This window comes from Thioalkalivibrio sp. ALE12, from assembly GCF_000381105.1.
GTDB lineage: Bacteria > Pseudomonadota > Gammaproteobacteria > Ectothiorhodospirales > Ectothiorhodospiraceae > Thioalkalivibrio.
Genome location: NZ_KB905912.1, coordinates 41,131 through 63,488, shown reverse-complemented (window position 1 = coordinate 63,488; position 22,358 = coordinate 41,131). Strand labels below are relative to the sequence as shown.

The 22,358-nt window shown below is 67.9% G+C and carries 20 protein-coding genes; 10 read left to right on the top strand and 10 right to left on the bottom strand.

Annotated features, from left to right (window positions below; all coding sequences use genetic code 11):
- Window positions 1-6: 6 nt before the first annotated feature.
- The 5 genes from F614_RS0111455 (at window position 7) to asnB (ending at window position 5,507) form a co-directional block, all read left to right on the top strand.
- Window positions 7-750, top strand: a complete 744-nt coding sequence (locus F614_RS0111455) for a cysteine hydrolase family protein (RefSeq protein ID WP_018867658.1) — start codon at window positions 7-9, stop codon at window positions 748-750.
- A complete protein-coding gene (locus F614_RS0111450) occupies window positions 747-2,204 on the top strand; it encodes a sodium:solute symporter family protein (protein WP_018867659.1) in 1,458 nt (485 codons plus the stop codon). The genes F614_RS0111455 and F614_RS0111450 overlap by 4 nt, the downstream gene beginning before the upstream one ends.
- Window positions 2,201-2,323, top strand: coding sequence for a hypothetical protein (locus F614_RS15060; RefSeq protein ID WP_018867660.1), 123 nt, complete (start codon window positions 2,201-2,203; stop codon window positions 2,321-2,323). Before F614_RS0111450 ends, F614_RS15060 begins: the two co-directional genes overlap by 4 nt.
- Window positions 2,320-3,393, top strand: coding sequence for an aspartate carbamoyltransferase (locus F614_RS0111440; RefSeq protein WP_018867661.1), 1,074 nt, complete (start codon window positions 2,320-2,322; stop codon window positions 3,391-3,393). Before F614_RS15060 ends, F614_RS0111440 begins: the two co-directional genes overlap by 4 nt.
- Window positions 3,394-3,488: 95 nt before the next feature.
- Window positions 3,489-5,507, top strand: coding sequence for an asparagine synthase (glutamine-hydrolyzing) (gene asnB, locus F614_RS0111435; protein ID WP_018867662.1), 2,019 nt, complete (start codon window positions 3,489-3,491; stop codon window positions 5,505-5,507).
- A 250-nt stretch (window positions 5,508-5,757) separates the two neighbouring features.
- Here asnB and glnA read toward each other — a convergent pair whose 3' ends face one another.
- Window positions 5,758-7,167 (bottom strand): glutamate--ammonia ligase, encoded by a 1,410-nt coding sequence (glnA, locus tag F614_RS0111430; protein WP_018867663.1) that lies wholly within the window; start codon window positions 7,165-7,167, stop codon window positions 5,758-5,760.
- Window positions 7,168-7,385: 218 nt separating this feature from the next.
- On the bottom strand, window positions 7,386-8,609 hold the full coding sequence (locus F614_RS0111425; RefSeq protein WP_019558924.1) for a cation diffusion facilitator family transporter: 1,224 nt from the start codon (window positions 8,607-8,609) through the stop codon (window positions 7,386-7,388).
- 163 nt (window positions 8,610-8,772) lie between these two features.
- Here F614_RS0111425 and glyQ point away from each other — a divergent pair, with 163 nt between their 5' ends.
- The 4 genes from glyQ to F614_RS0111405 all read left to right on the top strand — a co-directional run bounded on the left by glyQ (window position 8,773) and on the right by F614_RS0111405 (window position 13,257).
- Window positions 8,773-9,717, top strand: coding sequence for a glycine--tRNA ligase subunit alpha (glyQ, locus tag F614_RS0111420; protein ID WP_019558923.1), 945 nt, complete (start codon window positions 8,773-8,775; stop codon window positions 9,715-9,717).
- A 62-nt stretch (window positions 9,718-9,779) separates the two neighbouring features.
- Entirely contained in the window at window positions 9,780-11,861 is a 2,082-nt protein-coding gene (gene glyS / locus F614_RS0111415) for a glycine--tRNA ligase subunit beta (protein ID WP_018878269.1), read from the top strand.
- Window positions 11,862-11,870: 9 nt separating this feature from the next.
- Entirely contained in the window at window positions 11,871-12,626 is a 756-nt protein-coding gene (locus tag F614_RS0111410; protein ID WP_018867667.1) for a 1-acyl-sn-glycerol-3-phosphate acyltransferase, read from the top strand.
- The gene (locus tag F614_RS0111405; RefSeq protein WP_018867668.1) at window positions 12,616-13,257 is read left to right on the top strand and encodes a hypothetical protein; all 642 of its coding nucleotides are present in this window, start codon (window positions 12,616-12,618) and stop codon (window positions 13,255-13,257) included. Before F614_RS0111410 ends, F614_RS0111405 begins: the two co-directional genes overlap by 11 nt.
- Before the next feature lie 154 nt (window positions 13,258-13,411).
- Here the strand turns inward: F614_RS0111405 and F614_RS0111400 are convergent, their stop codons facing one another.
- The 7 genes from F614_RS0111400 to F614_RS0111370 form a co-directional block, all read right to left on the bottom strand.
- Window positions 13,412-14,152 carry a ThiF family adenylyltransferase gene (locus F614_RS0111400; protein ID WP_018880968.1) on the bottom strand — a complete coding sequence of 247 codons (741 nt, stop codon included), beginning with the start codon at window positions 14,150-14,152 and terminating at the stop codon, window positions 13,412-13,414.
- Window positions 14,149-14,931 (bottom strand): TatD family hydrolase, encoded by a 783-nt coding sequence (locus F614_RS0111395; protein WP_018867670.1) that lies wholly within the window; start codon window positions 14,929-14,931, stop codon window positions 14,149-14,151. The genes F614_RS0111400 and F614_RS0111395 overlap by 4 nt, the downstream gene beginning before the upstream one ends.
- A 10-nt stretch (window positions 14,932-14,941) precedes the next feature.
- The gene (locus tag F614_RS0111390; protein ID WP_019558922.1) at window positions 14,942-15,976 is read right to left on the bottom strand and encodes an NADP(H)-dependent aldo-keto reductase; all 1,035 of its coding nucleotides are present in this window, start codon (window positions 15,974-15,976) and stop codon (window positions 14,942-14,944) included.
- 17 nt (window positions 15,977-15,993) lie between these two features.
- Complete coding sequence (locus F614_RS0111385) at window positions 15,994-17,124, bottom strand: FIST C-terminal domain-containing protein (protein ID WP_018878798.1); 1,131 nt, start codon at window positions 17,122-17,124, stop codon at window positions 15,994-15,996.
- Window positions 17,121-17,579: a hypothetical protein gene (locus F614_RS0111380; protein ID WP_018878799.1), complete on the bottom strand. Its 459-nt coding sequence runs from the start codon at window positions 17,577-17,579 to the stop codon at window positions 17,121-17,123. Before F614_RS0111380 ends, F614_RS0111385 begins: the two co-directional genes overlap by 4 nt.
- A gap of 134 nt (window positions 17,580-17,713) precedes the next feature.
- Window positions 17,714-18,604, bottom strand: a complete 891-nt coding sequence (locus F614_RS0111375) for a phosphoribulokinase (RefSeq protein ID WP_019558921.1) — start codon at window positions 18,602-18,604, stop codon at window positions 17,714-17,716.
- A gap of 48 nt (window positions 18,605-18,652) precedes the next feature.
- Window positions 18,653-20,491 (bottom strand): SLC13 family permease, encoded by a 1,839-nt coding sequence (locus F614_RS0111370; protein ID WP_018876749.1) that lies wholly within the window; start codon window positions 20,489-20,491, stop codon window positions 18,653-18,655.
- Between the two features lie 254 nt (window positions 20,492-20,745).
- Here F614_RS0111370 and F614_RS0111365 point away from each other — a divergent pair, with 254 nt between their 5' ends.
- Window positions 20,746-21,606 carry a universal stress protein gene (locus F614_RS0111365; RefSeq protein ID WP_018867676.1) on the top strand — a complete coding sequence of 287 codons (861 nt, stop codon included), beginning with the start codon at window positions 20,746-20,748 and terminating at the stop codon, window positions 21,604-21,606.
- 21 nt (window positions 21,607-21,627) lie between these two features.
- On the opposite strand, the gene trmB is transcribed toward F614_RS0111365, so the two are convergent.
- Window positions 21,628-22,356, bottom strand: a complete 729-nt coding sequence (gene trmB, locus F614_RS0111360) for a tRNA (guanosine(46)-N7)-methyltransferase TrmB (protein ID WP_019558920.1) — start codon at window positions 22,354-22,356, stop codon at window positions 21,628-21,630.
- Between the last annotated feature and the right edge of the window lie 2 nt (window positions 22,357-22,358).

Genomic DNA, 22,358 nt, shown 5'->3' with positions numbered 1-22,358 from the left:
CCCGGAATGGCCGACAACAACAACGTCTCCCGCCTGACCGACTACGACTCCCTGGACCCGCTTCGCGAGCAGTACCAGGAGAGCCTGATCACCACGCCGGTCCTGCGTCAGGAGCTGCGGGAGCACCACGTCGCGCTGCTGTGTATCGACCTCCAGTACCTGGATGCCGCGCGGGGCCACGGCGTGTTCGCGGATTCCGCCGAATCCGGTGTGCCGCTGGAGGCCCAGGAGTACTACTTCAACCGCCTCGAGCAGACCGTGCTGCCCAATGTGCGCCGCCTGCAGGACGCCTTCCGCGAGGAGGGGCTGGAGGTGATCCACACCCGCATCCGCTCGCTGACCCGCGACGGCCGCGACCGCAGCCCGGGCCACAAGCGCCTGAACCTGCACGCGGCTCCCGGCTCCAAGGACGCCGAGTTCGTCGAGCAGGTGGCCCCGGTGGGGGACGAGATCGTGCTGGACAAAACCGCCAGCGGGGTCTTCAACTCCACCAACCTGCACTACATCCTGCGCAACCTGAACATCTCCGCCTTGTTCATCGTGGGCGTGTACTCCAACGAGTGCGTCTCCACGGCCGTGCGGGATGCCTGTGACCTGGGCTTTTATGTCACCCTGATGGACGACGCCACGGCCACGGTGACGCCGGAGATGCAGAAGGCCACGATCACCACCATCAAGGACCGCTACGCCCGGGTGATGACCACGGACGAGGCGATCCGCGAGATCAAGAAGGTGCAGGAGGCCTCGTGACCGGTCTCGACGACCCCATCCTGCCCACCTCCCTTGCCTGGGGGCTGCTGGCGGCGTTCAGCGTCCTCTGGGTGGTGCTGGGCTGGTGGCTGGGTCGTCGCAACAAGACCGCCGAGGACCACATGCTGGCGGGCCGCAATGTCGGCCTGGCGCTCGCCACCGCGACCGCGATGGCCACCTGGGTCACCGCCAATACCACGATGACCGCCCCGCAACTGGCGCTGCAGCTTGGTGTCTGGGGCATGCTCGGGTATTCGCTGGGTGCGCTGGGCCTGATCCTGTTCGCGCCGCTGGCGCGACGCATCCGCGAGCTGATGCCGCGCGGCTTCACCTCCGGGGACTTCATCCGCCTGCGCTTCGGCACCTTCACCTGGCGCGTGTTCCTGGTGGTCTCGCTGATCTACGCCTTTGGCTGGCTGGTCTCGATGGCGATGGCCGGCGGGGTGCTGATCAATGCCCTGGCCGGGATCGACTATCGCGTGGGCATGACCGTGATCCTGACCGTCTGCGTGATCTACACCCTGCTGGGCGGTCTGCGCGCGGTCATCGGGACCGACTTCATCCAGACGGTCATCATTGTCGCGGGCGCGGCGTTCATCGCCTGGCTGACCATCGACAAGGTCGGCTTCGAGGCGATCCACTTCAACCTGATGGAAGAGCGCCCGGAACTGCTGAGCCTGCTGTTCCCGGCCGCGATCATGTTCCTGTTCAACAACCTGCTGTTCGGCGTGGGCGAGATCTTCCACTCCAACGTCTGGTGGTCGCGCGCCTTCGCCTTCGGCCGCAACGTGGGCTTTCGGGCCTATCTCTTCGGCGGCCTGCTGTGGCTGCCGATCCCGATTGTTGCCGGCTTTATCGCGCTGGCTACGCCGGCGCTGGGGATCAACGTCCCCGCCGCGGACATGGTCGGGCCGCTGGTGGCCGCCGAGGTGCTGGGTCTCACCGGTGCGATCGTCGTGTTCATCGTGGTCTTCGCCGCGCTGGCCTCCAGCCTCGACTCGCTGCTGGCGGCCACGTCCGATCTGGTGACCCGCGACATCTACCGCGGCCACATCCGTCCGCGGGCCAGCGAGCAGCACCAGTTCCACGCGACCAAGGTGATCGTGGTGCTACTGGGGCTGCTGACCTGGCTGGCGGCCAGCTACCGCGGCGAGATCCCGATCGTCGGCTCGCTGGCGGAGCTTTTGTACTTCACCGGGGCCTTCGTGGCCTCCGCGATCTGGCCGATCGTCGCCGGCCTGTACTGGAAGCAGGCGAACCCGCAGGGTGCCGCCTGGTCGATGATACTGGGGTCCGGTATCGGGCTGGCCAGCTATTTCCTGATCGGGTTCTACGTGGCCGCGCTGGTCGGGGCCGCCGTCTCGCTGGCGGTGATGGTGCTGACCACCTGGCTGATGCCGCGGCCGTTCGACTGGGGCCGGCTGGCCCGTTCCGACGCCGAGGTGCCGGCATGACCATCTCGACAACCGCATTGTCCGTGATCGTGGTCATCGCCACCAGCGTGGCGACGCTGACCCCGATCCTGCTGATTGCCCTGTTTATCCGCGACTGGAAAAAAGGACGCCTCTGGTGAACTACACCGAAGATCCCCTGCACGTGCTCCACCCGAAAGACGGCGCCGCCGGTACCGACCGGCCGCGGGCGTTGCTGGATGCGGTGGAGGAAGACCCGGATCCGCTGCTGAAGCTGGCCGCCGCACACGTGGTCTCCAGCCAGCAGTTCAACCGCGAGGAACTGCTGCAGCTGTTCCGGCTGGCCGCGCAGTACGAGACCACGCCTGCCCTGATGCACCTGCCACTGGCGGGCAAGATCCTGATCAGCGCGTTCTACGAGCCGTCCACCCGCACGCGGTTGTCGTTCGAGAGCGCCTGGCACCGGCTTGGCGGCGCGGTGATGTCGATCACCGACCCCAAGAGCACCGGCATCGCCAAGGGCGAGTCGCTGGCGGACATCGCCGAGATGTTCAACAACTACGGCGACGTGCTGGTGCTGCGCTCCTCCGATGGCGAGGCCGCGCACAACATGCTGGAGAACCTGCGCATCCCGCTGGTCAACGCCGGCAACGGCATCGACGAGCACCCGACCCAGGCGCTGGCGGACGTCTACACCCTGGCCAAGTGGCGCCCGGAGCTGTTTACCGGCCCGGTCGCCCCGGAGGACCGCATCAAGGTCGGCATCATCGGGGTGCCCTCGCGCATGCGTACGGTGCGCTCGCTGCTGCGCCTGCTGAGCCTGTTCCCCGAGGCGATCGAAGAGGTCGTGATCATCTCGCGCGAGGACGAGAACTTCGATCCCGGCCAGCGCGAGGAACTGGCGGAGGCCGGCCTGAACCTGCGCGTGGTGCACGAGCTGGACCCGGTGCTGCCGGAGCTGGACGTGGTGTACATCAACGCCATCGCCTGGGTGGGCGATACCTTCGAGTCCATGGGTGAGGGCCTGAAGCTGGACCGCAACTCCCCGCTGAAAAAGGGCGCGATCATCATGCACCCGCTGGCGCGCGGTGCGGAGCTGTCGACGGACCTCGATGACACCCCGCACAACTGGTATTTCGCCCAGGCGCGCGGGGCGGTGTTCGTGCGCATGGCGCTGCTGACCAGCGTGGTCCGCCGTATCAGCGCGGTCATGGACACCCCGGAAGACTGAACCTCGCACTGAACTGAACCGCGAGTGGCGTGGCGCGCCGGAACGGACCGGGCCGCGCCCCGCTCGCACCGAACGGATAACCAAGGAGACATGCCATGTGTGGCATCGCCGGAATCTTTCACGCCGACCCGGACCGCAAGGTCGACCCGCAGACCCTGGTCAACATGGCCGCGATCCAGTATCACCGCGGTCCTGACGGCTTTGGCTACAAGACGCAGGACGACCGTGGTGTGGGATTCTCCCACGCGCGGTTGTCGATCATCGACCTCGACGAGAACCGCGGGCGCCAGCCGTTCTGCATGACCAACGGCGAGATTATGACCGCGGTTAACGGCGAGCTGTACGACTACAAGCGCATCCGCACCGATCTCACCTCGCGCGGGGTGAAGTTCCGCACCAAGAGCGATTCCGAGATGGTGATGCACCTGTACCAGCGCGAGGGGCTGGAGGACGCGGTGAAGCACTTTCGCGGGGAGTTCGCGATCTCGCTGTATGACCGCAAGCACGACCGGCTGATCCTGATCCGCGACCGCTTCGGCATCAAGCCGCTGTACTTCACCGAGGCCAACGGCAGTTTCGTGTTCGGCTCCGAACTGAAGGTGCTGTTCGCCAACCCCGATGTGCCGCGCCAGTTCTCCGATGATGGCCTGTACCACCAGCTGATGCAGACCATGGTGCCCGGCACCACCGCCTTCGAGGGCATCCAGCAGGTCAAGCCGGGCCACATGGTCATCGTCGAGCGCGCCCACGGCAAGCTGAAGATCCGCCAGGAGAAGTACTGGGACATGGACTTCCCGCTGGCCTCCGAGCGCCCGCCCGAGAGCGAGACCGACGAGAACTACTGGATCGAGGGCGTGCGCGAGAAGCTGATGGAGGCCGTCCAGCTGCGCCTGGAGGCCGACGTGCCGGTGGCCTGCTACCTCTCCGGCGGGATCGACTCCTGCATCACCCTGGGGCTGGCCTCGGCCAGCCAGCAGTCGCCGGTCAAGGCCTTCACCATCGGCTTCGACAACGACGACTACGACGAGACCGCGATCGCCCGCGAGATGGCCGAGAGTGTCGGCGCCGATCAGGACATCATGACCCTGAACGCCGACCACCTCTACGACAACTTCGAAGAGGCGCTGTGGCACGCCGAGCGCACCATCTACAACACCCTCGGCGTGGCCAAGCTCCTGATGAGCCGCCACGTGAACAAGGCCGGCTACAAGGTGGTGGTCACCGGCGAGGGCTCGGACGAGCTGTTCGGCGGCTACCCGGCGTTCCGCCGCGACATGTTCCTGCACGGGCTGGATACCCTGCCGGAGGCCGATCGTCAGGCCTGGCAGCAGATGCTGAACGAGTCCAACGAGCTGGTCTCCGGCGCGATGCTGGCCGAGGACGAGGTGGATGACCCCGAGTTCACCCGAATGATGGGCTTCACCCCGTCCTGCCTGCAGCCGTGGCTGGCCGCGTCTGACCACGTGCCGGGCCTGCTGCATCCGAAGCGCCGCGAGCGCATGCAGGGCTACCAGCCGGGCAAGGCGATCGCCGATGCCCTGGACAACGACATGCTGGAAGGCCGGCACCCGCTGGACAAGGCCCAGTACGTCTGGATCAAGACCATGCTGGAAGGCCAGATCCTGACCTGGGGCGGCGACCGCATGGACATGGCCAACTCGATGGAGGCGCGCCCGCCGTTCCTCGATCACCACCTGGCCGAGTTCGCCGCCCACCTGCCGCCGACCATGCGCATCAAGGGCCCGACCGAGAAGTACGTGCTGCGCGAATCGATGAAGGGCCTGCTGCCGAAGGTGCTCTACGAGCGCGAGAAGTTCGCGTTCATGGCCCCGCCGGCGCATACCGATCCGGTCAAGTGGGCGGCGATGAAGGCCCTGGCCGATCGCTACCTCGCGCCGGAGAAGGTCGAGGAGGCCGGTCTGCTGGATCCGGAGGGCGTGCGCCAAGTGTTCGAGCTGCACGAGTCCGAGGCCACCCCGGCCGCGACCCAGGTCCAGCTGGACGCGGTGATCAACCACATGATCGGGGTGCAGGTGCTGTACGAGAAGTTCGTGGCCACCGACATCCCGGCGCTGGCACAGCAGAAGGCCGAGGAGTTCGGCTGGCACGCCTGATTGCCGATGAACGGTCAGAGGCCCGGGAGAGTCCTTCCGGTGCCACACGAGAAGGCCCCGCGGATCGACCATCCGCGGGGCCTTTCATTTGTGCTGCCCGAAATGCCCGATCCGGCATCGCCGGCGGTGATGACGAACGGGGCTTGGCCCGCCGGTCCCCGTGGAACCCCCCAGACACAAAAAAGCCGCCGGCCCCGGAGGGCGCGGCGGCGGATGGCCTCGCGGCCCCGAGGGGCCGGAAGCGGACGCCTTACAGGCTGTAGTACATGTCGAACTCGATCGGATGGGTGGTCATGCGCATCTGCGTGACGTCTTCCATCTTCAGGTCGATGTAGGCATCGATCATGTCGTCGGTGAACACGCCACCCTGGGTCAGGAACTCGCGGTCCTGGTTCAGGGCTTCCAGCGCCTGGTCCAGCGAATGGCAGACCTGCGGGATGCCCTTTTCCTCTTCCGGCGGCAGGTCGTAGAGGTTCTTGTCCATCGCGTCGCCGGGGTGGATCTTGTTCTGGATGCCGTCCAGGCCGGCCATCAGCATCGCGGCGAATGCGAGATACGGGTTGGCGGTGGAGTCCGGGAAGCGCAGCTCGATCCGGCGCGCCTTCGGGTTCATCACGAACGGGATGCGCAGCGAGGCCGAGCGGTTGCGGGCGGAGTAGGCCAGCATCACCGGCGCCTCGAAGCCCGGCACCAGACGCTTGTAGCTGTTGGTGGACGGGTTGGTGAAGGCGTTCAGCGCGCGGGCGTGCTTGATGATGCCGCCGATGTAGTACAGCGCGGTCTCGGACAGGCCGCCGTAGAGGTCGCCGGAGAACAGGTTCTTGCCGTCCTTGGACAGCGACTGGTGCACGTGCATGCCGGAGCCGTTGTCGCCGACGATCGGCTTGGGCATGAAGGTCGCGGTCTTGCCGTGGATGTGGGCCACGTTCTGCACCACGTACTTCAGGATCTGCACCTCGTCGGCCTTCTGCGTCAGGGTCGCCGGGCCCACGCCGATCTCGCACTGGCCGGCGGTGGCCACCTCGTGGTGGTGCACCTCGGTCTCCAGACCCATCTCGGTCATCACTTCGCACATGGTGGAGCGGATGTCGTGCAGGCTGTCGACCGGCGGGACCGGGAAGTAGCCGCCCTTCACGCCTGGGCGGTGCCCGATGTTGCCGTCCTCGTAGACGCGCTCGGAGTTCCAGGACGCCTCCTGGGAGTCCACGCGGCAGTAGGAACCGGACAGGCTGGTACCCCACTTCACGTCGTCAAAGATGAAGAACTCGTTCTCCGGACCGAACAGCGCGGTGTCGGCGATGCCGGTGCTCTGCAGGTAGGCCTCGGCGCGGCGCGCCAGGGAGCGCGGGCAGCGGTCGTAGCCCTGCATGGTGGCCGGCTCGACCACGTCGCAGCGGATGTTCATGGTCATGTCTTCGAAGAACGGGTCGATCACGGCCGACTCGGCGTCCGGCATCAGGATCATGTCGGACTCGTTGATCCCCTTCCAGCCGGAGATCGAGGAGCCGTCGAACATCTTGCCTTCCTCGAAGGTCTCTTCGTCGATGTCGTGGGCCGGCATGGTCACATGCTGTTCCTTGCCCTTGGAGTCGGTAAAGCGGAAGTCGACAAAGCGCACTTCCTTTTCCTTGATCTGGTTCAGCACGTCGGCTGCGGACATGGGGGTCTCCTTGGTCTTCACTTGAGTCTTCGATTTTGGCCGGCCGGCCTGTTGGCCCCTGCACGGCTTCGTGGGTCATTATGCAGGCATCATGCCATCCGGCCCGATTCGGCCCGGGCGCGCGAAAAACGGGCACCCCGGGTGCCGCGCCGCCTCCCTTCTGCACCATCATGGTGCCGTATATGCACAAAGATGGTGCTTGATGGGGTGTGCCGCACCTAATGAGTGCACGGACGATAGAGTAGCGTGACCTCGCCCAGCATGTCGCCCACCTGCGGGTGGGCGTGCAGCCGGTCGGCCAGGGCCCGGGCCCGCGCCTCCAGGTCCGGAGCCGCGGTTGCCCCGTCAAGGCGCAAGGTCAGCGTCATGTGCACCCGGCCGCCCAGGTAGTGCAGGGACAGGTGCTCCACCGCGTCCAGCTCCGGGGTGTCGGCCCAGGCCTCGCGCAGGGCCTCCACCAGCACCGGCCGCAACGGCAGCGTCGAGCTGCGCGCCTGCTCCGCGTCATTCTCCGGGTCTACGTGCACCGTGATGTCGTTGACCCGGTCATGCTCGTCGGTCACCGAATGGAACACCGCATCGGCGATCCGATGCCCCTCGGAGACCGAGATCATCGGCGCGACCTGGATGTGCACATCGGCCACCACGTCGCTGCCGTGGCGGCGGGTGCGCAGCATGTGCGCATCCTTCACCCCGGGCACGTCCAGGATGGTGCGGTGAATGCGATCCACCTTTTCCGGCTCCAGAGCGGTGTCGATCAGCTCCGCCGCGGCGCGCACGATCAGGCGCCCGGCGATGTGCAGGATGAACAGGGCGACGATCAGCGCGGCCAGCGCATCCGCCCACGGGAAGCCGGCGACCGCCGCGCCCACGCCGACCAGCACAAACAGCGACGAGATCGCATCCGTTCGGTGGTGCCAGGCATTGGCATCCAGCATCCGCGAACGCAGGCGCTTCGCCACCCGGTGGGTGTACTGGTACAGGCCCTCCTTTGCGACCAGGGTCAGCGCGGCAAAAAAGATCGCCATATTCGCGGGGCCGGTCATAGCCTCGGGCTCGACCAGCCGGCTGCCCGCCGCCCAGGCGATCCCCAGGCCCGCAAGGGCCAGAAAGACCCCGACGATCACCGTCGCCAGGGTCTCGATGCGGGCATGGCCGTACGGGTGGTCCTGGTCGGGGGACGCCGCGGCCTTGCGCGCCGCGAACAGCACGACACCGTCGGTGATGAGGTCCGACAGCGTATGCACGCCGTCCGCGACCAGCGCCTGCGAGTTCAGAAGCCAGCCGCTAAGTAGCTGCGCGACGGCCAGAAAGCTGTTCACGGTCGCGCCCACCAGCGTCACTCGGCGGGTGTCGCGGTAGCGCTGACCGTTCTCCGCGGTCACCGTCGGCTCCGAATTGGCGTGGGGCTCGCTCAGGGCGGTTCTCCCGAACCGGATCAAGCCTCCAGTATGGGCGCCTTCCCGGCTGGCGCAAAACCGTCTGCCGCCACAGGGAAAGCGCCGACTCGCGCGGGCGTCTCCGTGTTTCGCGCTGACCCTGACGGTGGCCGCGGCCGAAGCCGGGCCGATATACTGTCCGCTTTGCCCTGACCCGGGATCCCGCATGGCGCACGAACGCACCCCGTCCAGCAGCAGCCCCACCTTCCAGGACCTGATCCGTCGCTTGCAGGACTACTGGAACGACCACGGCTGCGTGGTCCTGCAGCCCTACGACATGGAGATGGGGGCCGGCACCTTCCATCCGGCGACCTTCCTGCGTTCGATCGGGCCGGAGCCGTGGCGCGCGGCCTACGTGCAGCCCAGCCGCCGCCCCACCGACGGTCGCTATGGCGACAACCCCAACCGCCTGCAGCACTACTACCAGTTCCAGGTGCTGCTGAAGCCGTCGCCGCCGGACATCCAGGACCTCTATCTCGGTTCGCTGGAGGCGCTGGGTTTCGATCCGCTGACCCACGACATCCGCTTCGTCGAGGACAACTGGGAATCCCCGACCCTCGGCGCCTGGGGCCTGGGCTGGGAGGTCTGGCTGAACGGCATGGAGGTCACCCAGTTCACCTACTTCCAGCAGGTGGGCGGGCTGGACTGCCACCCGGTCTCCGGCGAGATCACCTACGGGCTGGAGCGCCTGGCGATGTACCTGCAGGGGGTGGAGAGTGTGTTCGACCTGGTCTGGACCGTCGGCCCGGACGGCCGCCCGGTGACCTACGGTGACGTCTACCACCAGAACGAGGTGGAGCAGTCCACCTACAACTTCGAGCATGCCGACCGCGACTCCCTGTTCGCCGCCTTCGATCAGCATGCGAACGAGAGCGACCGCATGATCGAGCTGGGCCTGCCGCTGCCGGCCTACGAACAGATGCTGCGCGCCTCGCACAGTTTCAACCTGCTGGATGCCCGCGGCGCGATCTCGGTCACCGAGCGCCAGCGCTACATCCTGCGCGTACGCGAGCTGTCGCGAAACGTCGCGCAGAAGTATTACGAGTCGCGCGAGGCCCTGGGCTTCCCGCTGTGCGCCGATGACGACACCAACAAGCCCGACGCCGCCTGAACCCTATTTCCCGGATCGCGCGCCCTTGCGCGCGGTCGTGATGGACCCGACACGGACCCGACATGGCTGAAGCCCGCGAACTCCTGATCGAACTGGGCACCGAAGAGTTGCCCCCCGCCGCCCTGCCGCGCCTGCGTGATGCCCTGGCCGAGGGTCTGGCCAACCGGCTGAGCGAGGCCGGGCTGGAGCCGGGCGTGCCCGAGACCTTCGCCACCCCGCGCCGGCTGGCGGTGCTGTTCCCGGACGTCCCGGGGCAGCAGCCGGACCAGTTGCAGGAGCGTCGCGGCCCGGCTGTGGCCGCCGCCTTCGATGACGCCGGCGAGCCGACCAAGGCGGTGCTGGGCTTTGCCCGCTCCTGTGGCGTGGAGGTCGAGCGCCTGGAGCGCGAGACCACCGACAAGGGCGAGTACCTGGTCTTCCGCCAGATGCAGCCGGGGCGCGCCCTCGGCGAGCTGCTGCCGGAGATGCTGGAGGCCGCGCTCGAAGCCCTGCCCACGCCCAAGCGCATGCGCTGGGGCAGCAGCCGCACCGAGTTCGTGCGCCCCGCGCACTGGCTGGTGGTCCTGCACGGGACCGAGGTGCTGGAGATGACGGTGCTGGAACAGACCGCCGGGCGGGCCACGCATGGTCACCGCTTCCACCAGCCCGGCGCGCTGGAGCTGAAGCGCGGCAACGACTACGCCGAGCGGCTGCGCAGCCCCGGCTTTGTCGAGCCGTCGTTCGAGGCGCGGCGCGAGAACATCCTGGCCCAGGTGCACGAACAGGCCAAGGCCCTGGGCGGGCGCGCACTGGTGGATGCCGACTTGCTGGACGAGGTGACCGCACTGGTAGAGTGGCCGGTGGCCCTGACCGGCGGCTTCGACCCGCGTTTCCTGGATGTCCCGCAGGAGGCGTTGATCTCCACCATGCAGGACAACCAGAAATACTTCCCGGTGGTCGACGAGGCCGGGCGCATGCAGCCGCACTTCATCGTGATCAGCAATATCGAGTCGCGCGACCCGCACGCGGTGCGCGACGGTAACGAGCGCGTGCTGCGCCCGCGCTTCGCCGATGCCGAGTTCTTCTGGCAGCAGGACCGCAAGAAGCGTCTGGAGGAACGGCTGGATGCGCTGGACTCCGTGGTGTTCGAGAAGCGCCTGGGCACGCTGCGCGACAAGTCCGTGCGGCTGGAGGCCCTGATGCAGCGCCTGGCCGGCCTGATGGGGCTGGATGCCGGGCTGGCCGCGCGCGCCGCGCGCCTGGCCAAGTGTGATCTGGTGACCCAGATGGTCTTCGAGTTCACCGAACTGCAGGGCACGATGGGCCGCTACTACGCCCTGCACGACCGCGAGGATGAGTCTGTCGCGGCTGCAATCGAACAGCACTACTGGCCGCGCCAGTCCGGCTCCGAGCTGCCGGATGTCCCGCTGGCCCAGGCCCTGGCGCTGGCGGACCGCCTGGACACGCTGGTCGGGATCTTCGCGATCGGCAAGCAGCCCACCGGTACCAAGGACCCGTTCGCCCTGCGCCGCGCCGCGCTGGGACTGGTGCGCATCCTGGTCGAGCGCGAACTGCCGCTGGCCCTGACCCCGCTGCTGCAGGCCGCGGCCGAGCCGATCCGCGAACGGGTGCCGGAGGCCGACCAGGCGGTGGAGCCGGTCCGCGAGTACATCCTGGAGCGCCTGCGCGGCTACCTGCTGGAGCAGGGCCAGGCGCACGAGACCATCGAGGCAGTGGCCGCGGTCGCGCCCGATACCCCGCTGGACTTCGTCCGCCGCGTGCGCGCGGTCAGCTTGTTCCGCGAGCGCCCGGAGGCCGAGGCCCTGGCTGCGGCGAACAAGCGCATCCACAACCTGTTGCGCAAGGCCGGCGAGGAGGCCGAGGCCGACCTCGACCCGGAGGCCCTGGCGCTGGACGAGGAGCGTCAGCTTTACCAGGGCCTGCAGGCGGTGCGTCCCGGCGTCGAGCAGGCGGTGGCCGATGGTGACTACCTGCACGCCCTGGGCGAGCTGGCGGGCCTGCGCGATCGCGTCGATACCTTTTTCGACCAGGTGATGGTGATGGCCGAAGATGCCGCCGAGCGGCGCAACCGCCTGGCCCTGCTGCGTGAACTGCGCCGCGCGTTCGAGACCGTGGCCGACATCGGCCGCCTGGCCACGGGATAGCGCCGCCGCATGCTGCCCCTGATCCGCGGTCTGCTGTTCCAGCTCGGGTTCATCAGCTCGATGCTGGTCTTCGGCGTGCTGGTGCCACCGCTGATCTGGCCGTTCTCGCGCCGCATCCGCTACCGGGTGCTGACGCAGTGGGGGCGCTTCAATGTCTGGTGGCTGCGGGTGACCTGTGGCGTGGACTACCGGGTGCGCGGCGCCGAACACATCGATGCGTCGCGTCCGCATGTGGTGCTGTCCAAGCATCAGTCGGCCTGGGAGACCGTCGCCTTCGTCGCGATCTTCCCGATGCAGACCTGGGTGCTCAAGCGCGAGCTGATGCGCATCCCGGTCTTCGGCTGGACGCTGGCGATGATCGATCCGGTGCCAATCGACCGCGAAGGCGGGCGCCAGGCGCTGGAGAATCTGGTCACCGAAGGCCGGCAGCGCCTCGACGAGGGCCGCTGGGTGATCGTGTTCCCCGAGGGCACGCGCGTGGCCCCGGGCGAACACGGGCGCTACCGTCAGGGCGGCGCGATGCTGGCCGCGCGTACCGGCTACCCGGTGCTGCCGGTGGCGCTCAACAGTGGCAGCTTCTGGCCGAAGAAGGGCATCCGCCGCTACCCCGGCACCATCGAGGTGGTGATCGGCCCGCCGATCGAGACCGCCGGGCGCAAGCCGGTGGAGGTGCTGGCCGAGGCCGAAGAATGGATCGAGACCACCATGGCCGGGATCGAGCCGCGTCCCGCCCGTCCGTCATCGGAGCCCGCACATGGCGAATGAACCCGTGATCAGCGCGCCGCTGGTCGAACTGCGTGACCGGACCATTTACCGCATCGGGGATGGTTCGCCGGCGGTCTGGCTGATCGACGACCTCGAACTGGGCGGGATCCTGGTCAACGCGCCGGCGTATTCGGAACCCCTGCTGGCGGCGATCCGGGCCATCACCAGGCCCGCCTACCTGTTCCTGCCCAGCCGCCATGGGGCACAAGACCTGGAGGCCTGGCGGGCGGCTGGCCTCGAGACCCTGGCGTTCGAGGCGGAGGCCCCGGCGATCCGCGCGGCCGGCGGCGAGGTCGATATCGCCTTCAACCGCAAGCAGCGCCTTTCGCGCACCATCGATTTCCTGCCGATGGCCGGGGTGACCGAGGGCACCTGTGCCCTGCGCCTGAAGAACCTGCCGGGAGTCGTGTTCTTTGGCCCGGCGCTGGCACCCGGGGCGGATGGCTGGCCCACGCTGACCCAGAATCCGGAGGACCATTCCTTCGAGGCGCGCCTGTTCGGCGCCCTGGGCGTGAAGGACCTGAAGTTTGCCTACGCCTTCTGCGATCGCTTCGACCCCGCCACCACGCAGTACGGCCCGGACGCCGACCAGCACATCCAGGCCCGCATCGAGGCGGTATTCGACGAATAGCATCTTCGTAGGGGTTGGGTTGTCTTGGCCTGTAGGAGGCCAGCCCTCTGGCCGATGAGGTCGGGCCGCGCCGTATCGCTCAGGGGGCTGAGCTCCCACAGGGCAGGACGGAACCTGTGGCTGCAGGGGTCACGGAGCGAGCCGTGTATGGCGGTCAGGCGCGGGCGATCAGGCTCTGGATTACGTGGCCGGCGGCGGTCAGGCCGAAGATCGCGGGCAGGTAGGAGATCGTGCCGTTGACCGAACGCGGCCGGCCGCCGTCCCCCACCGGGCGGTGTTCGGTGCCCTTGCGCGGCTGTTCGATGGAGAACACCACGGGGTAGTCGAGATGCGCGCCCAGGCGCCGCAGGCGCTTGCGCATCTGGCGCGCGAGCGGGCACACGCGCGTCCCCGCCAGCGGCCCCACGCGCACGGCGGTGGGGTCGATGCGCCCGCCGGCCCCCATGCTCGAGATCACGCCCTGCCCGCGCGCCTGGGCCGTCGCGACCAGCGCGGCCTTGCAGACGATGGAGTCGATCGCGTCGAGCACGAAGTCGGCATCCTCCGGGACCAGGTCGCCGACGGTATCGGGCTGGAGGAAGTCGTGGCGGATCGTGAGCTCGATGTCGGGATCGATGTCGTGGATGCGGTTCGCCATGATCTCGGTCTTGGGTCGGTCCACGGTGGAGCGCAGCGCGACCAGCTGGCGATTCAGGTTGGAGGCGCCCACCACGTCGTGATCCGCCAGGGTCATGCGACCGACGCCGGCGCGGGCGATGGCCTCGGCGGCGTAGCTGCCGACCCCGCCGAGACCGGCGATGAACACATGCCGGTCCCGCAGGCCGGCCGCAACCTCGTGCCCCAGCAGCAGGTCGGTCCGTTCGGTGTAGGGATTGTGGGGGGCGGCGGGACTCATGCGTCGGGACCGGTCGGAAGCCGGAGGACCCGGCGTGCGTTTTGTGACGTGATTATAGCCATCTCTTCGGGATCCATGTCCCGCAGGGCCGCGAGCCGGCGATTGACCTCGGCCGTCATCGCCGGTTCGTTGCGCTCACCCTGATGTCCGGCCAGGGGCTGATCGGGCGCATCGGTCTCCACCACCAGGGCCTCCAGCGCCGCGTCGCGCACCACACGGTGCAGCTTCTTCGCCCGCTCGAAGGTCACCGGGCCGCCGATGCCCAGGCAGAAGCCCAGGTCGGCCGCCTGGCGGGCCTGCTGCGGGCTTCCGATGAACGCATGCAGGATGCCGGTCAGGCCTGGTTGCTGGCGCAGGCCCTTCAGCACCGCGTCCAGCGCGCGCCGGCTGTGGATGATCACCGGCAGGTCGCGTTCGCGGGCGATGGCCAGTTGCCGCGTGTAGAACCGCCACTGGCGGTCCCAGTCGAGACCCTCCTGATAGCCGTCCAGCCCGATCTCGCCGACCGCAATGGTCTCGGGGTGCGTGTCCAGCCAGGCCTCCAGCGCGTCGAGGTCCGCGTCCGCATGGTCCTGCAGGAAGATCGGGTGCAGGCCGTAGGCGACATGCAGGCCCGCGTGCTGGCGGTACAGGGCCTCCAGGTCCGGCCAGCGTGCCCGCGTAACGCCGGGCAGGACCAGCTCCTGAACCCCGGCGGCGCGGGCGCGGTCCAGCACGGCCGGGCGATCCGGATCGAACGCGTCCAGGTCCAGGTGGACATGCGTATCGATCAGGTTCATGGGGGGTGGCCTACGGACAGGGGTAGGTATAGCGGGCGTGGATGGCCTCGATGGCCTCCAGCACGGCGTCAGACAGGGTGATGTCCACCGTCGCGATGTTCTCGCGCAGCTGCTCCATGGTGGTCGCCCCGATCAGGTTGCTGGTCACGAAGGGCTGCTGGTTGACGAAGGCCAGCGCCAGCTGCGACGGGGTCAGGCCGTGTTCGCGCGCCAGACGCGCGTACTCTGCGGTGGCGGCCAGGCCGGATTCGTTGCTGTAGCGCTGGAAGCGCTCGAACAGCGTCAGGCGCGCCCCCGCGGGCTTCGCCCCGTCGAGGTACTTGCCGGAGAGCATGCCGAAGGCCAGCGGCGAATAGGCCAGCAGGCCGGCATCCTCGCGGATGGCCATCTCCGCCAGCCCCGCCTCGAAGCTGCGGTTGAGCAGATTGTAGGGGTTCTGGATGGAGACGATGCGCTCGGACAGGCCGCGGTCATGGGCGCGGATCCACTCCATGAACCCCCACGGGGTCTCGTTGGAGATGCCGATGGTGCGCACGCGGCCGCTCTCAACCAGTGCCTTCAGCGCCGCCGCGGTCTCCTCGATCGGGGTTGCGCTTGCGTCCGGTTTGTGGACGTAGCCGAGCTGGCCGAAGAAGTTGGTGGCGCGCGCCGGCCAGTGGACCTGGTACAGGTCCAGGTAGTCGGTCTGCAGGCGCTGAAGGCTGTCGTTCAGGGCCTGCTCGATGTGTTCGCGGTTCAGCTGCGGGCCGCCGCGCAGGTAGTCGATCATGCCGGGGCCGGCGACCTTGCTGGCCAGCACCACGCGGTCGCGGTTGCCGCGCTTCGCCAGCCAGCTGCCGATATAGGTCTCGGTCAGGCCCTGGGTCTCCGCGCGCGGCGGGACCGGGTACATCTCGGCGGCATCGATCAGGTTCACGCCCTGGTCGAGTGCGTAGTCCAGCTGTTCGTGGGCCTCGGCCTCGGTGTTCTGCTCGCCCCAGGTCATCGTGCCCAGGCCGATCAGGCTGACCTCGATATCGGTGCGTCCCAGTTTGCGGTATTGCATGCGGTCCCCTTGGCGGTTCAGGTGAACAGGGTCAGGACCCCGGTATAGCCGTACAGGCGGTTGGCGAAGATCTCGCCGTTGGCGAAGAAGCCGACCAGGGGCACGTCGCCCAGGTGTTTCTGCACGATGCCCAGTTCCGTGCCTTCCTGGGCGAACTGGTGGCGCCCGCGCCCCACGCAGGAGACATAGATCGCGCCGCGAATCCCGTTGGGCGCCTGGGCGCGGATCTGCTCCAGCATGCGCTCGAGGTCCTCGATGGCCGCCTGGCCGTCGCGGCGCACGAACAGGATCTGCGAGCCCGGCTCGAGCATCTCGCCGACGGCCAGCACCTGCTGGTCCAGGTCGATCCCGATGATGTTACGCACGCGGTAGTCGCCGGTGTCCGACCCCGGGATCGGGAAGCCTACCAGGATGTAGCCCAGTGCCCGCTCCAGGTCGCGCGACAGCACATCGCCGATGATGCCCTTGAACGCCGGCAGGGCCTGCTGGCCGTCCAGGCGCACGATGATATTGCGCCAGGTCTCGGTCAGCTCGTGCTGGCCCGGGAGAGGCGTGCAGCCCTGGCTGTGGCGCGCGGCGATCGGGACATCGTCGCGCAGCGCCAGCCCGGTGATGCCGGAGGCGGCGACGCCGTCGGCGATCTGCACCACGCCGTCGTCCCCGGAGTTGACGCCGCCGGTCGCGAACCAGGCGGTGCGCTCGCCGATCTCGGTCAGGATGCCCTCCAGCCCTTCCATGCGCGGGTCGGCGTTGAGGATCAGCCGGCCCGGGGTCTGCGGGTCGAGGAACCCGTCGAGTTCCTTCACGAGCTCGTCGAAGCCGCGCACCGGGTGATAGATCACGCGGACGCTGGCGGCCGGAAACGCGCCGATCATCAGGGTCGCGCCGGTCTGTTCGTAGAGCTCGTCGTGCGGGCCGATCACGGCCATGGCCATGCCGCCGACGAAGTGATCCACCCCCAGCCCCTCGCGCAGGTGTTTCAGCAGGGTGCGGGCGTGGCGGCTGAGCGCGTCGGACAGGTAGATGAAACCGACCCGCACCTGATCCCCGGTGCGCGGCGGCTGTTCGCCCAGCTCGGCGATCAGGGCGTCGGCCAGGGCCCGGGGTTCCTCGCCGCGGGCGGTGGCACTGCGAAAGGCATTGGTCATAAACCGAGTTGCTCCAGCATGCTGAGGGCCTCGTTGTCGTCGACCGGCAGGCCGGGGTGCGCGTTCAGGCCGCCGTCTTCGGTGAAGACCAGACGGGCGTGGTGGCGGGTGTCCAGTTCTTCCAGGAACCAGGCGATCTCCGAGGGATGCACCGCGTGTTCCCCGCGCTGCAGGTGGCGCACGAGGATGGCGTCCTCGCGCACATCGAGAAACAGGGGCTGCGGCAGCTCCAGTGGCAGGATATGGGTCTGCACCAGCCACTCCACGGGGCTCGGCCGCCGCCGTGGCAGCGGGCGGCTGTCGATGCGGAAGTGCCCGCCGCCGCCCGGCTGCTTCAGGAGCTCCTCCAGCCAGTCGCCGGTGAAGCCCTGGTGAACGATCAGCGAGCGACCGGTGTAGCGGCCGCGAAAGCGCTCCATCTGCTGGGCCGGCCGCGGCCCGAAGAGTCCGAACACGCCTACTCCGTCCTGTCCGTTAAAGCCTGAATCCTAGCGGAATGGCGGGCCCGAAACGAAAAAAGCCCCGCCGGAGCGGGGCTGGGGAACTTCCCGGGAGCCGGGGAGACGCCGGGCGGGCGCCTCCCGGCAAATCAGCCGCGACGCGACAGCATGTCGTGGATGATCGGGCCGAGGATGACCTCCATCGCGAAGCTCATCTTGCCGCCCGGGACCACCAGGGTCTTGGGGTTGGACATGAAGGAGTCCGGGATCATGTTCAGCAGGTAGGGGAAGTCGATGCCGAACTTCGTCGGGTCCTTGAAGCTGATCACGACCATGGACTCGTCCGGGGTCGGGACCGCACGGGCGATGAACGGGTTGGAGGTGTCCACGGTCGGCACGCGCTGGAAGTTGATGTCGGTGTAGCCGAACTGCGGGGTGATGTAGTTCACGTAATCCGGCATGCGCCGCAGGATCGTGTCCACGATGGCCTCGGCGGAATAGCCGCGCTCGGCGTTGTCGCGGAAGATCTTCTGGATCCACTCGAGGTTCACGATCGGCACTACGCCGATGCCCAGATCCACGTGCTGCGCGGCGTTCACGTCACCGTCGACCACCAGGCCGTGCAGGCCCTCGTAGAACATCAGGTCGGTGCCCGGCTGGATCTCTTCCCAGGGGGTGAACTCGCCCGGGCCCAGGTTGGTGCCGAGGCGCTCGTTGTGCTGCGCGGCTTCCTCGTCGGAATGCAGGTAGTAGCGCTTCTCGCCCTGGCCGGTCTCGCCGTAGGTCTTGAACAGGCCCTCGATGCGATCGAACAGGTTGGCCTCCGGGCCGAAGTGCGAGAAGTGGTGATTGCCCTCGTCCGCAGCCTTCTGCATGGCCTCCTTCATCGCCTTGCGGTCATAGCGATGGAAGCTGTCGCCCTCGATCACGACCGGGTTGATCTGCTCGCGACGGAAGATCGACTCGAAGGAGCGCTTTACGGTGGAGGTGCCGGCACCCGAGGAACCGGTCACCGCAATCACGGGATGCTTCTGGGACATGGGATTTCTCCTTGCAAACGGGTTGCACAAAGGTCGTTGAAAGAAAGCCTAGAAAATCAGATTGAGCATGAACATGGCGACCACGGCGAACAGGATGGTCATGATGCCGCCGGCCTTCATATAGTCCTTCACCCGGTAGCCGCCGGGGCCCATGATCAGGGCGTTCACCTGGTGGGTCGGGATCAGGAAGGAATTCGAGGTCGCGATCGCGACGGTCAGCGCGAACACGCGCGGGTCGGCGTCCATGCCCGCGGCCTGCGCGGCGATCGCGAAGTTGATCGCCAGCGGCACCAGCAGCACGGTCGCGCCGACGTTGGACATGACCAGAGTGAAGAACGTGGCCAGCGCGAAGATCGTCGCCTGCAGCACCCAGGGCGGCACGGTCCCCAGCATGTCGAGCGTGTTCTGCGCGATCCATGCCGCGGTACCGGTGTTCTCCACCGCCATCCCCAGCGGGATCAGCGAGGCGAGCAGGAACACCGTCTTCCAGCTTACCGCGCGATAGGCACTGTCGAGGCTGATCACGCCGGTCAGGATCATGCCCAGCGCGCCGGTCAGCAGGGCCACCGACAGCATCAGGTCGGTGAACACGATCAGGCCCACGGTCAACGCCAGGAAGAACAGGGCATGCGGCACCTTGGAGGGGCGCAGTTCCTCGTGCGGGTAGTCCGAGGTGATCACCACGAAGTCGCGATCCTGTTCCAGGCGCGCCAGGGATTCCCAGGTGCAGTGCACCACCAGGATGTCGCCCGGTTCCAGCGGGATGTCGCGCAGGCCCTCGCCATAGGTCTCGTTGCCGCGCTGGATGCGCATCACCGACAGCCCGTAGGTCTGGCGCATGGCCAGCTCGGTCACGGTCTTGCCCGCCAGGTTCGAGCCCGGCGCGATCGCCACCTCGGCGACCCCGGAACGGCCGCTGTCCAGGGCGTTGGCGAACACGTCCAGATTCGTCGAGGGGCGCTTGCGCGTGCCCTCGCACAGCTTTTCCATCCGCGCGGGGCTGGCCAGCACCGCCAGATGCGAGTTGGCCTGGATCTCGTAGCCGGTCCACGGCGCCATGCGCAGCTCGTCGCGGACGTAGGTCCCGACGATCGCGATGCCGGTCTCGCGTTCGATCTCGGCCACCGTGCGCCCGACCATCGGGTCGTTCTCCGGGACGAACAGCTCGTGGATCTCGTAGGACAGGCCGTACACGCGCTGGAAGTAGTCCTGCGCGTTCTCGCGCTGCGCCGACTTGGTCTTGACCGAGGGCAGGACGAAACGCCCCAGCAGCACGAAATAGATGATCGCCGTGGCCAGCAGGGCCAGGCCGATCGGGGTCACGTCGAACAGCTGGAACGGTTCCATGTCGGAGGGCAGCAGGTCGTTCAGCAGGATCAGCGGGCTGGAGCCGACCAGGGTGATGGTGCCGCCCACGATCGCCGCGAAGCCCATCGGCATCAGGAGGCGCGACAGCGGGATGTTCAGGCGGTTGGAGATGCGGCTCATCACCGGCATGAACAGCGCGGCGGCGCCGATGTTCTGCATGAAGCTGGAGATCACGCCGACCGTGCCGGAGACCGTCGGGATGATGCTCTTCTCCGTGGTGCCGCCCACCCGCATGATGAACGCCGCGACCTTGTGCATGACGCCGGTCTTGTCCAGGCCGGCGCCGATGATCATCACCGCGATGATCGAGATCACCGCGTTGGAGGCAAAGCCGCTGAACAGTTCCTCCTGGCCGACCAGCATCCCGAGGCCCGGCACCAGCGTCAGCAGGCCCAGCAGCACCATCACCGAAATGGCCGCGAGGTCCACCCGGATGATTTCGGATACAAACAGGAAGATCGTGAACGCGAGCAGCGCGAGCACCACGATCATCTCGGTGGTCAGCGTAAGGTTTTCCATGTTCCAGTCGTGTCCTGAAGACCCGCGCCGGACGGCGCGTGGCCGGAAGCCGAAGGGGACGCGCGCCGGGCGCGGGCGCCGAGGCGGGTCGGAGGAAACGGGTTCCGCCTTTCCCTTGAAAGCGCGGGATTATTTCATCCCGCGGGCACGGACGCAAAAAACGCGCCGTGGATGGCTGCGCCATGGCACTCGCCGTGCTGGCGTTTGCCGGCATGTCGGTTATGCTGAGCAAAAAGTCCAGGTGGAGACCCCGCATGTCCGAATCCGATGCCCCGCTGTGCCGTTTCGAGACCATTGTCCTGGCGACGGATGGTTCCGAATTCAGCGTAGCCGCCGAGAATGTGGCGCTGGACCTGGCGCAGCGCTGCGGCGCGCGCCTGGTGGTCGCCCGCATCATTCCCACGGACACCCAGCACGACGCCCTGTCGCCGCCGCGCAGCCACGAGGCGAGCGTGGCCGGCCAGGCCGATCTGGATGCGCTGGAGAAGCGCGCCCGCGAGGCGGGCATCGACGCCTCGATGATCCTGCGCCACGGGGTCGACCGGCATCAGGAGATCGTCGCCATTGCCGAGGAGTACAAGGCCGGCCTGATCGTGATCGGCCGGCGTGACCGGGGCGATCTGTCACGCCTGATGGTGGGCGACGCCACGCGCAAGGTAATCGGTCTGGCGCCCTGCAACGTGATGGTCGTCCCGCGCGGTGCCGAGGCCCCGCACCGCGGGCTGCTGGTCGGGACCGACGGCTCCGACCTGGGCGACCAGGCGGTACGGGCCGCGATCGAGCTGGCGGGTTACTGCGACCTGCCCCTGACGATCGCCACGGTGGCGGTACCGGGCCAGAGCGACGAGCGCCGCCAGGAGGGCGTGGAGGCGGTTCAGCGCCTGCAGGGCGAGGCGCGCGAGCAGGGCCGGAAGGCGGATGCCACCACCGAGGAAGGCCGGCCGGAGCTCGCGCTGGTGGAGATCGCCCGGCGCGACCAGCGCGACCTGATCGTGCTCGGCAGCCATGGCCGCACCGGCCTCAAGCGCCTGCTGATGGGTAGTGTCTCCGAGCGCGTGATCGGCGGGGCCGAGTGCCCGGTGCTGGTGGTCAAGAACGCCTCAGGGAAACCCTGAAATCAGTGTTTCCCTGAGGCCTCAGGCGGGTTCGTTCGTCCGCCGGTAGAGCAGATCGGCGACCTGATGGCCGCGGCCGACCCCGCGGCGCTCGAACTTCGTCACCGGGCGTTCCGGTGGCCGACCCGGGGCCGGAACCGGGCCGTCTGGCGCGAACCACGGCGCGCATTCCTGCATCACCGCGATCATGTGCTCGGCGTACTCGGCCCAGTCGGTGGCCAGGTGCAGCCGCCCGCCCGGCCGGATACGCGTCGCCAGATGGCGCACGAAGGCCGGCTGGATCAGGCGCCGCTTGTGGTGGCGCTTCTTGTGCCAGGGGTCGGGGAAGAACACCTGTACGCAGTCCAGGCTGCCCGGCGCCAGATAGTGCTCCAGCAGTTCCACCGCATCGGCGTCGCTGACGCGCACATTGGTCAGCCCGCGCTGTTCCACCTCGCGCAGCAGATGCCCGACCCCGGGCCGGTGCACCTCGGTGCCGATGAAGTCACGTTCCGGCTGCTGTTCCGCCTGCTCGGCCAGGCTCTCGCCGTCGCCGAAGCCGATCTCCAGCGTGACCGGTGCCGTGCGCCCGAACACCTCTGCCAGATCCAGCGGCGCGGCGGGCTCCGGGAGCTGCAGGCCGAAGCGCGGCAGCAGTTCGTCCAGCGCGCGCTGCTGGCCCGGCGTCAGCCGGCCCTCGCGGCGCACGAAACTGCGTATGCGCCGGTAGAACGGCCTGTCGGCGGAAGCGGAATCGATCGTTTCGACCATGT

Bases quoted from the DNA above. Each gene is read 5' to 3' on its own strand.
- F614_RS0111455 (WP_018867658.1), top strand. From the start codon at position 7: ATGGCCGACAACAACAACGTCTCCCGCCTGACCGACTACGACTCCCTG.
- F614_RS15060 (WP_018867660.1), top strand. From the start codon at position 2,201: ATGACCATCTCGACAACCGCATTGTCCGTGATCGTGGTCATCGCCACC.
- asnB (WP_018867662.1), top strand. From the start codon at position 3,489: ATGTGTGGCATCGCCGGAATCTTTCACGCCGACCCGGACCGCAAGGTC.
- glnA (WP_018867663.1), bottom strand. From the start codon at position 7,167: ATGTCCGCAGCCGACGTGCTGAACCAGATCAAGGAAAAGGAAGTGCGC.
- glyQ (WP_019558923.1), top strand. From the start codon at position 8,773: ATGGCGCACGAACGCACCCCGTCCAGCAGCAGCCCCACCTTCCAGGAC.
- glyS (WP_018878269.1), top strand. From the start codon at position 9,780: ATGGCTGAAGCCCGCGAACTCCTGATCGAACTGGGCACCGAAGAGTTG.
- F614_RS0111410 (WP_018867667.1), top strand. From the start codon at position 11,871: ATGCTGCCCCTGATCCGCGGTCTGCTGTTCCAGCTCGGGTTCATCAGC.
- F614_RS0111405 (WP_018867668.1), top strand. From the start codon at position 12,616: ATGGCGAATGAACCCGTGATCAGCGCGCCGCTGGTCGAACTGCGTGAC.
- F614_RS0111400 (WP_018880968.1), bottom strand. From the start codon at position 14,152: ATGAGTCCCGCCGCCCCCCACAATCCCTACACCGAACGGACCGACCTG.
- F614_RS0111395 (WP_018867670.1), bottom strand. From the start codon at position 14,931: ATGAACCTGATCGATACGCATGTCCACCTGGACCTGGACGCGTTCGAT.
- F614_RS0111390 (WP_019558922.1), bottom strand. From the start codon at position 15,976: ATGCAATACCGCAAACTGGGACGCACCGATATCGAGGTCAGCCTGATC.
- F614_RS0111385 (WP_018878798.1), bottom strand. From the start codon at position 17,124: ATGACCAATGCCTTTCGCAGTGCCACCGCCCGCGGCGAGGAACCCCGG.
- F614_RS0111375 (WP_019558921.1), bottom strand. From the start codon at position 18,604: ATGTCCCAGAAGCATCCCGTGATTGCGGTGACCGGTTCCTCGGGTGCC.
- F614_RS0111370 (WP_018876749.1), bottom strand. From the start codon at position 20,491: ATGGAAAACCTTACGCTGACCACCGAGATGATCGTGGTGCTCGCGCTG.
- F614_RS0111365 (WP_018867676.1), top strand. From the start codon at position 20,746: ATGTCCGAATCCGATGCCCCGCTGTGCCGTTTCGAGACCATTGTCCTG.
- trmB (WP_019558920.1), bottom strand. From the start codon at position 22,356: ATGGTCGAAACGATCGATTCCGCTTCCGCCGACAGGCCGTTCTACCGG.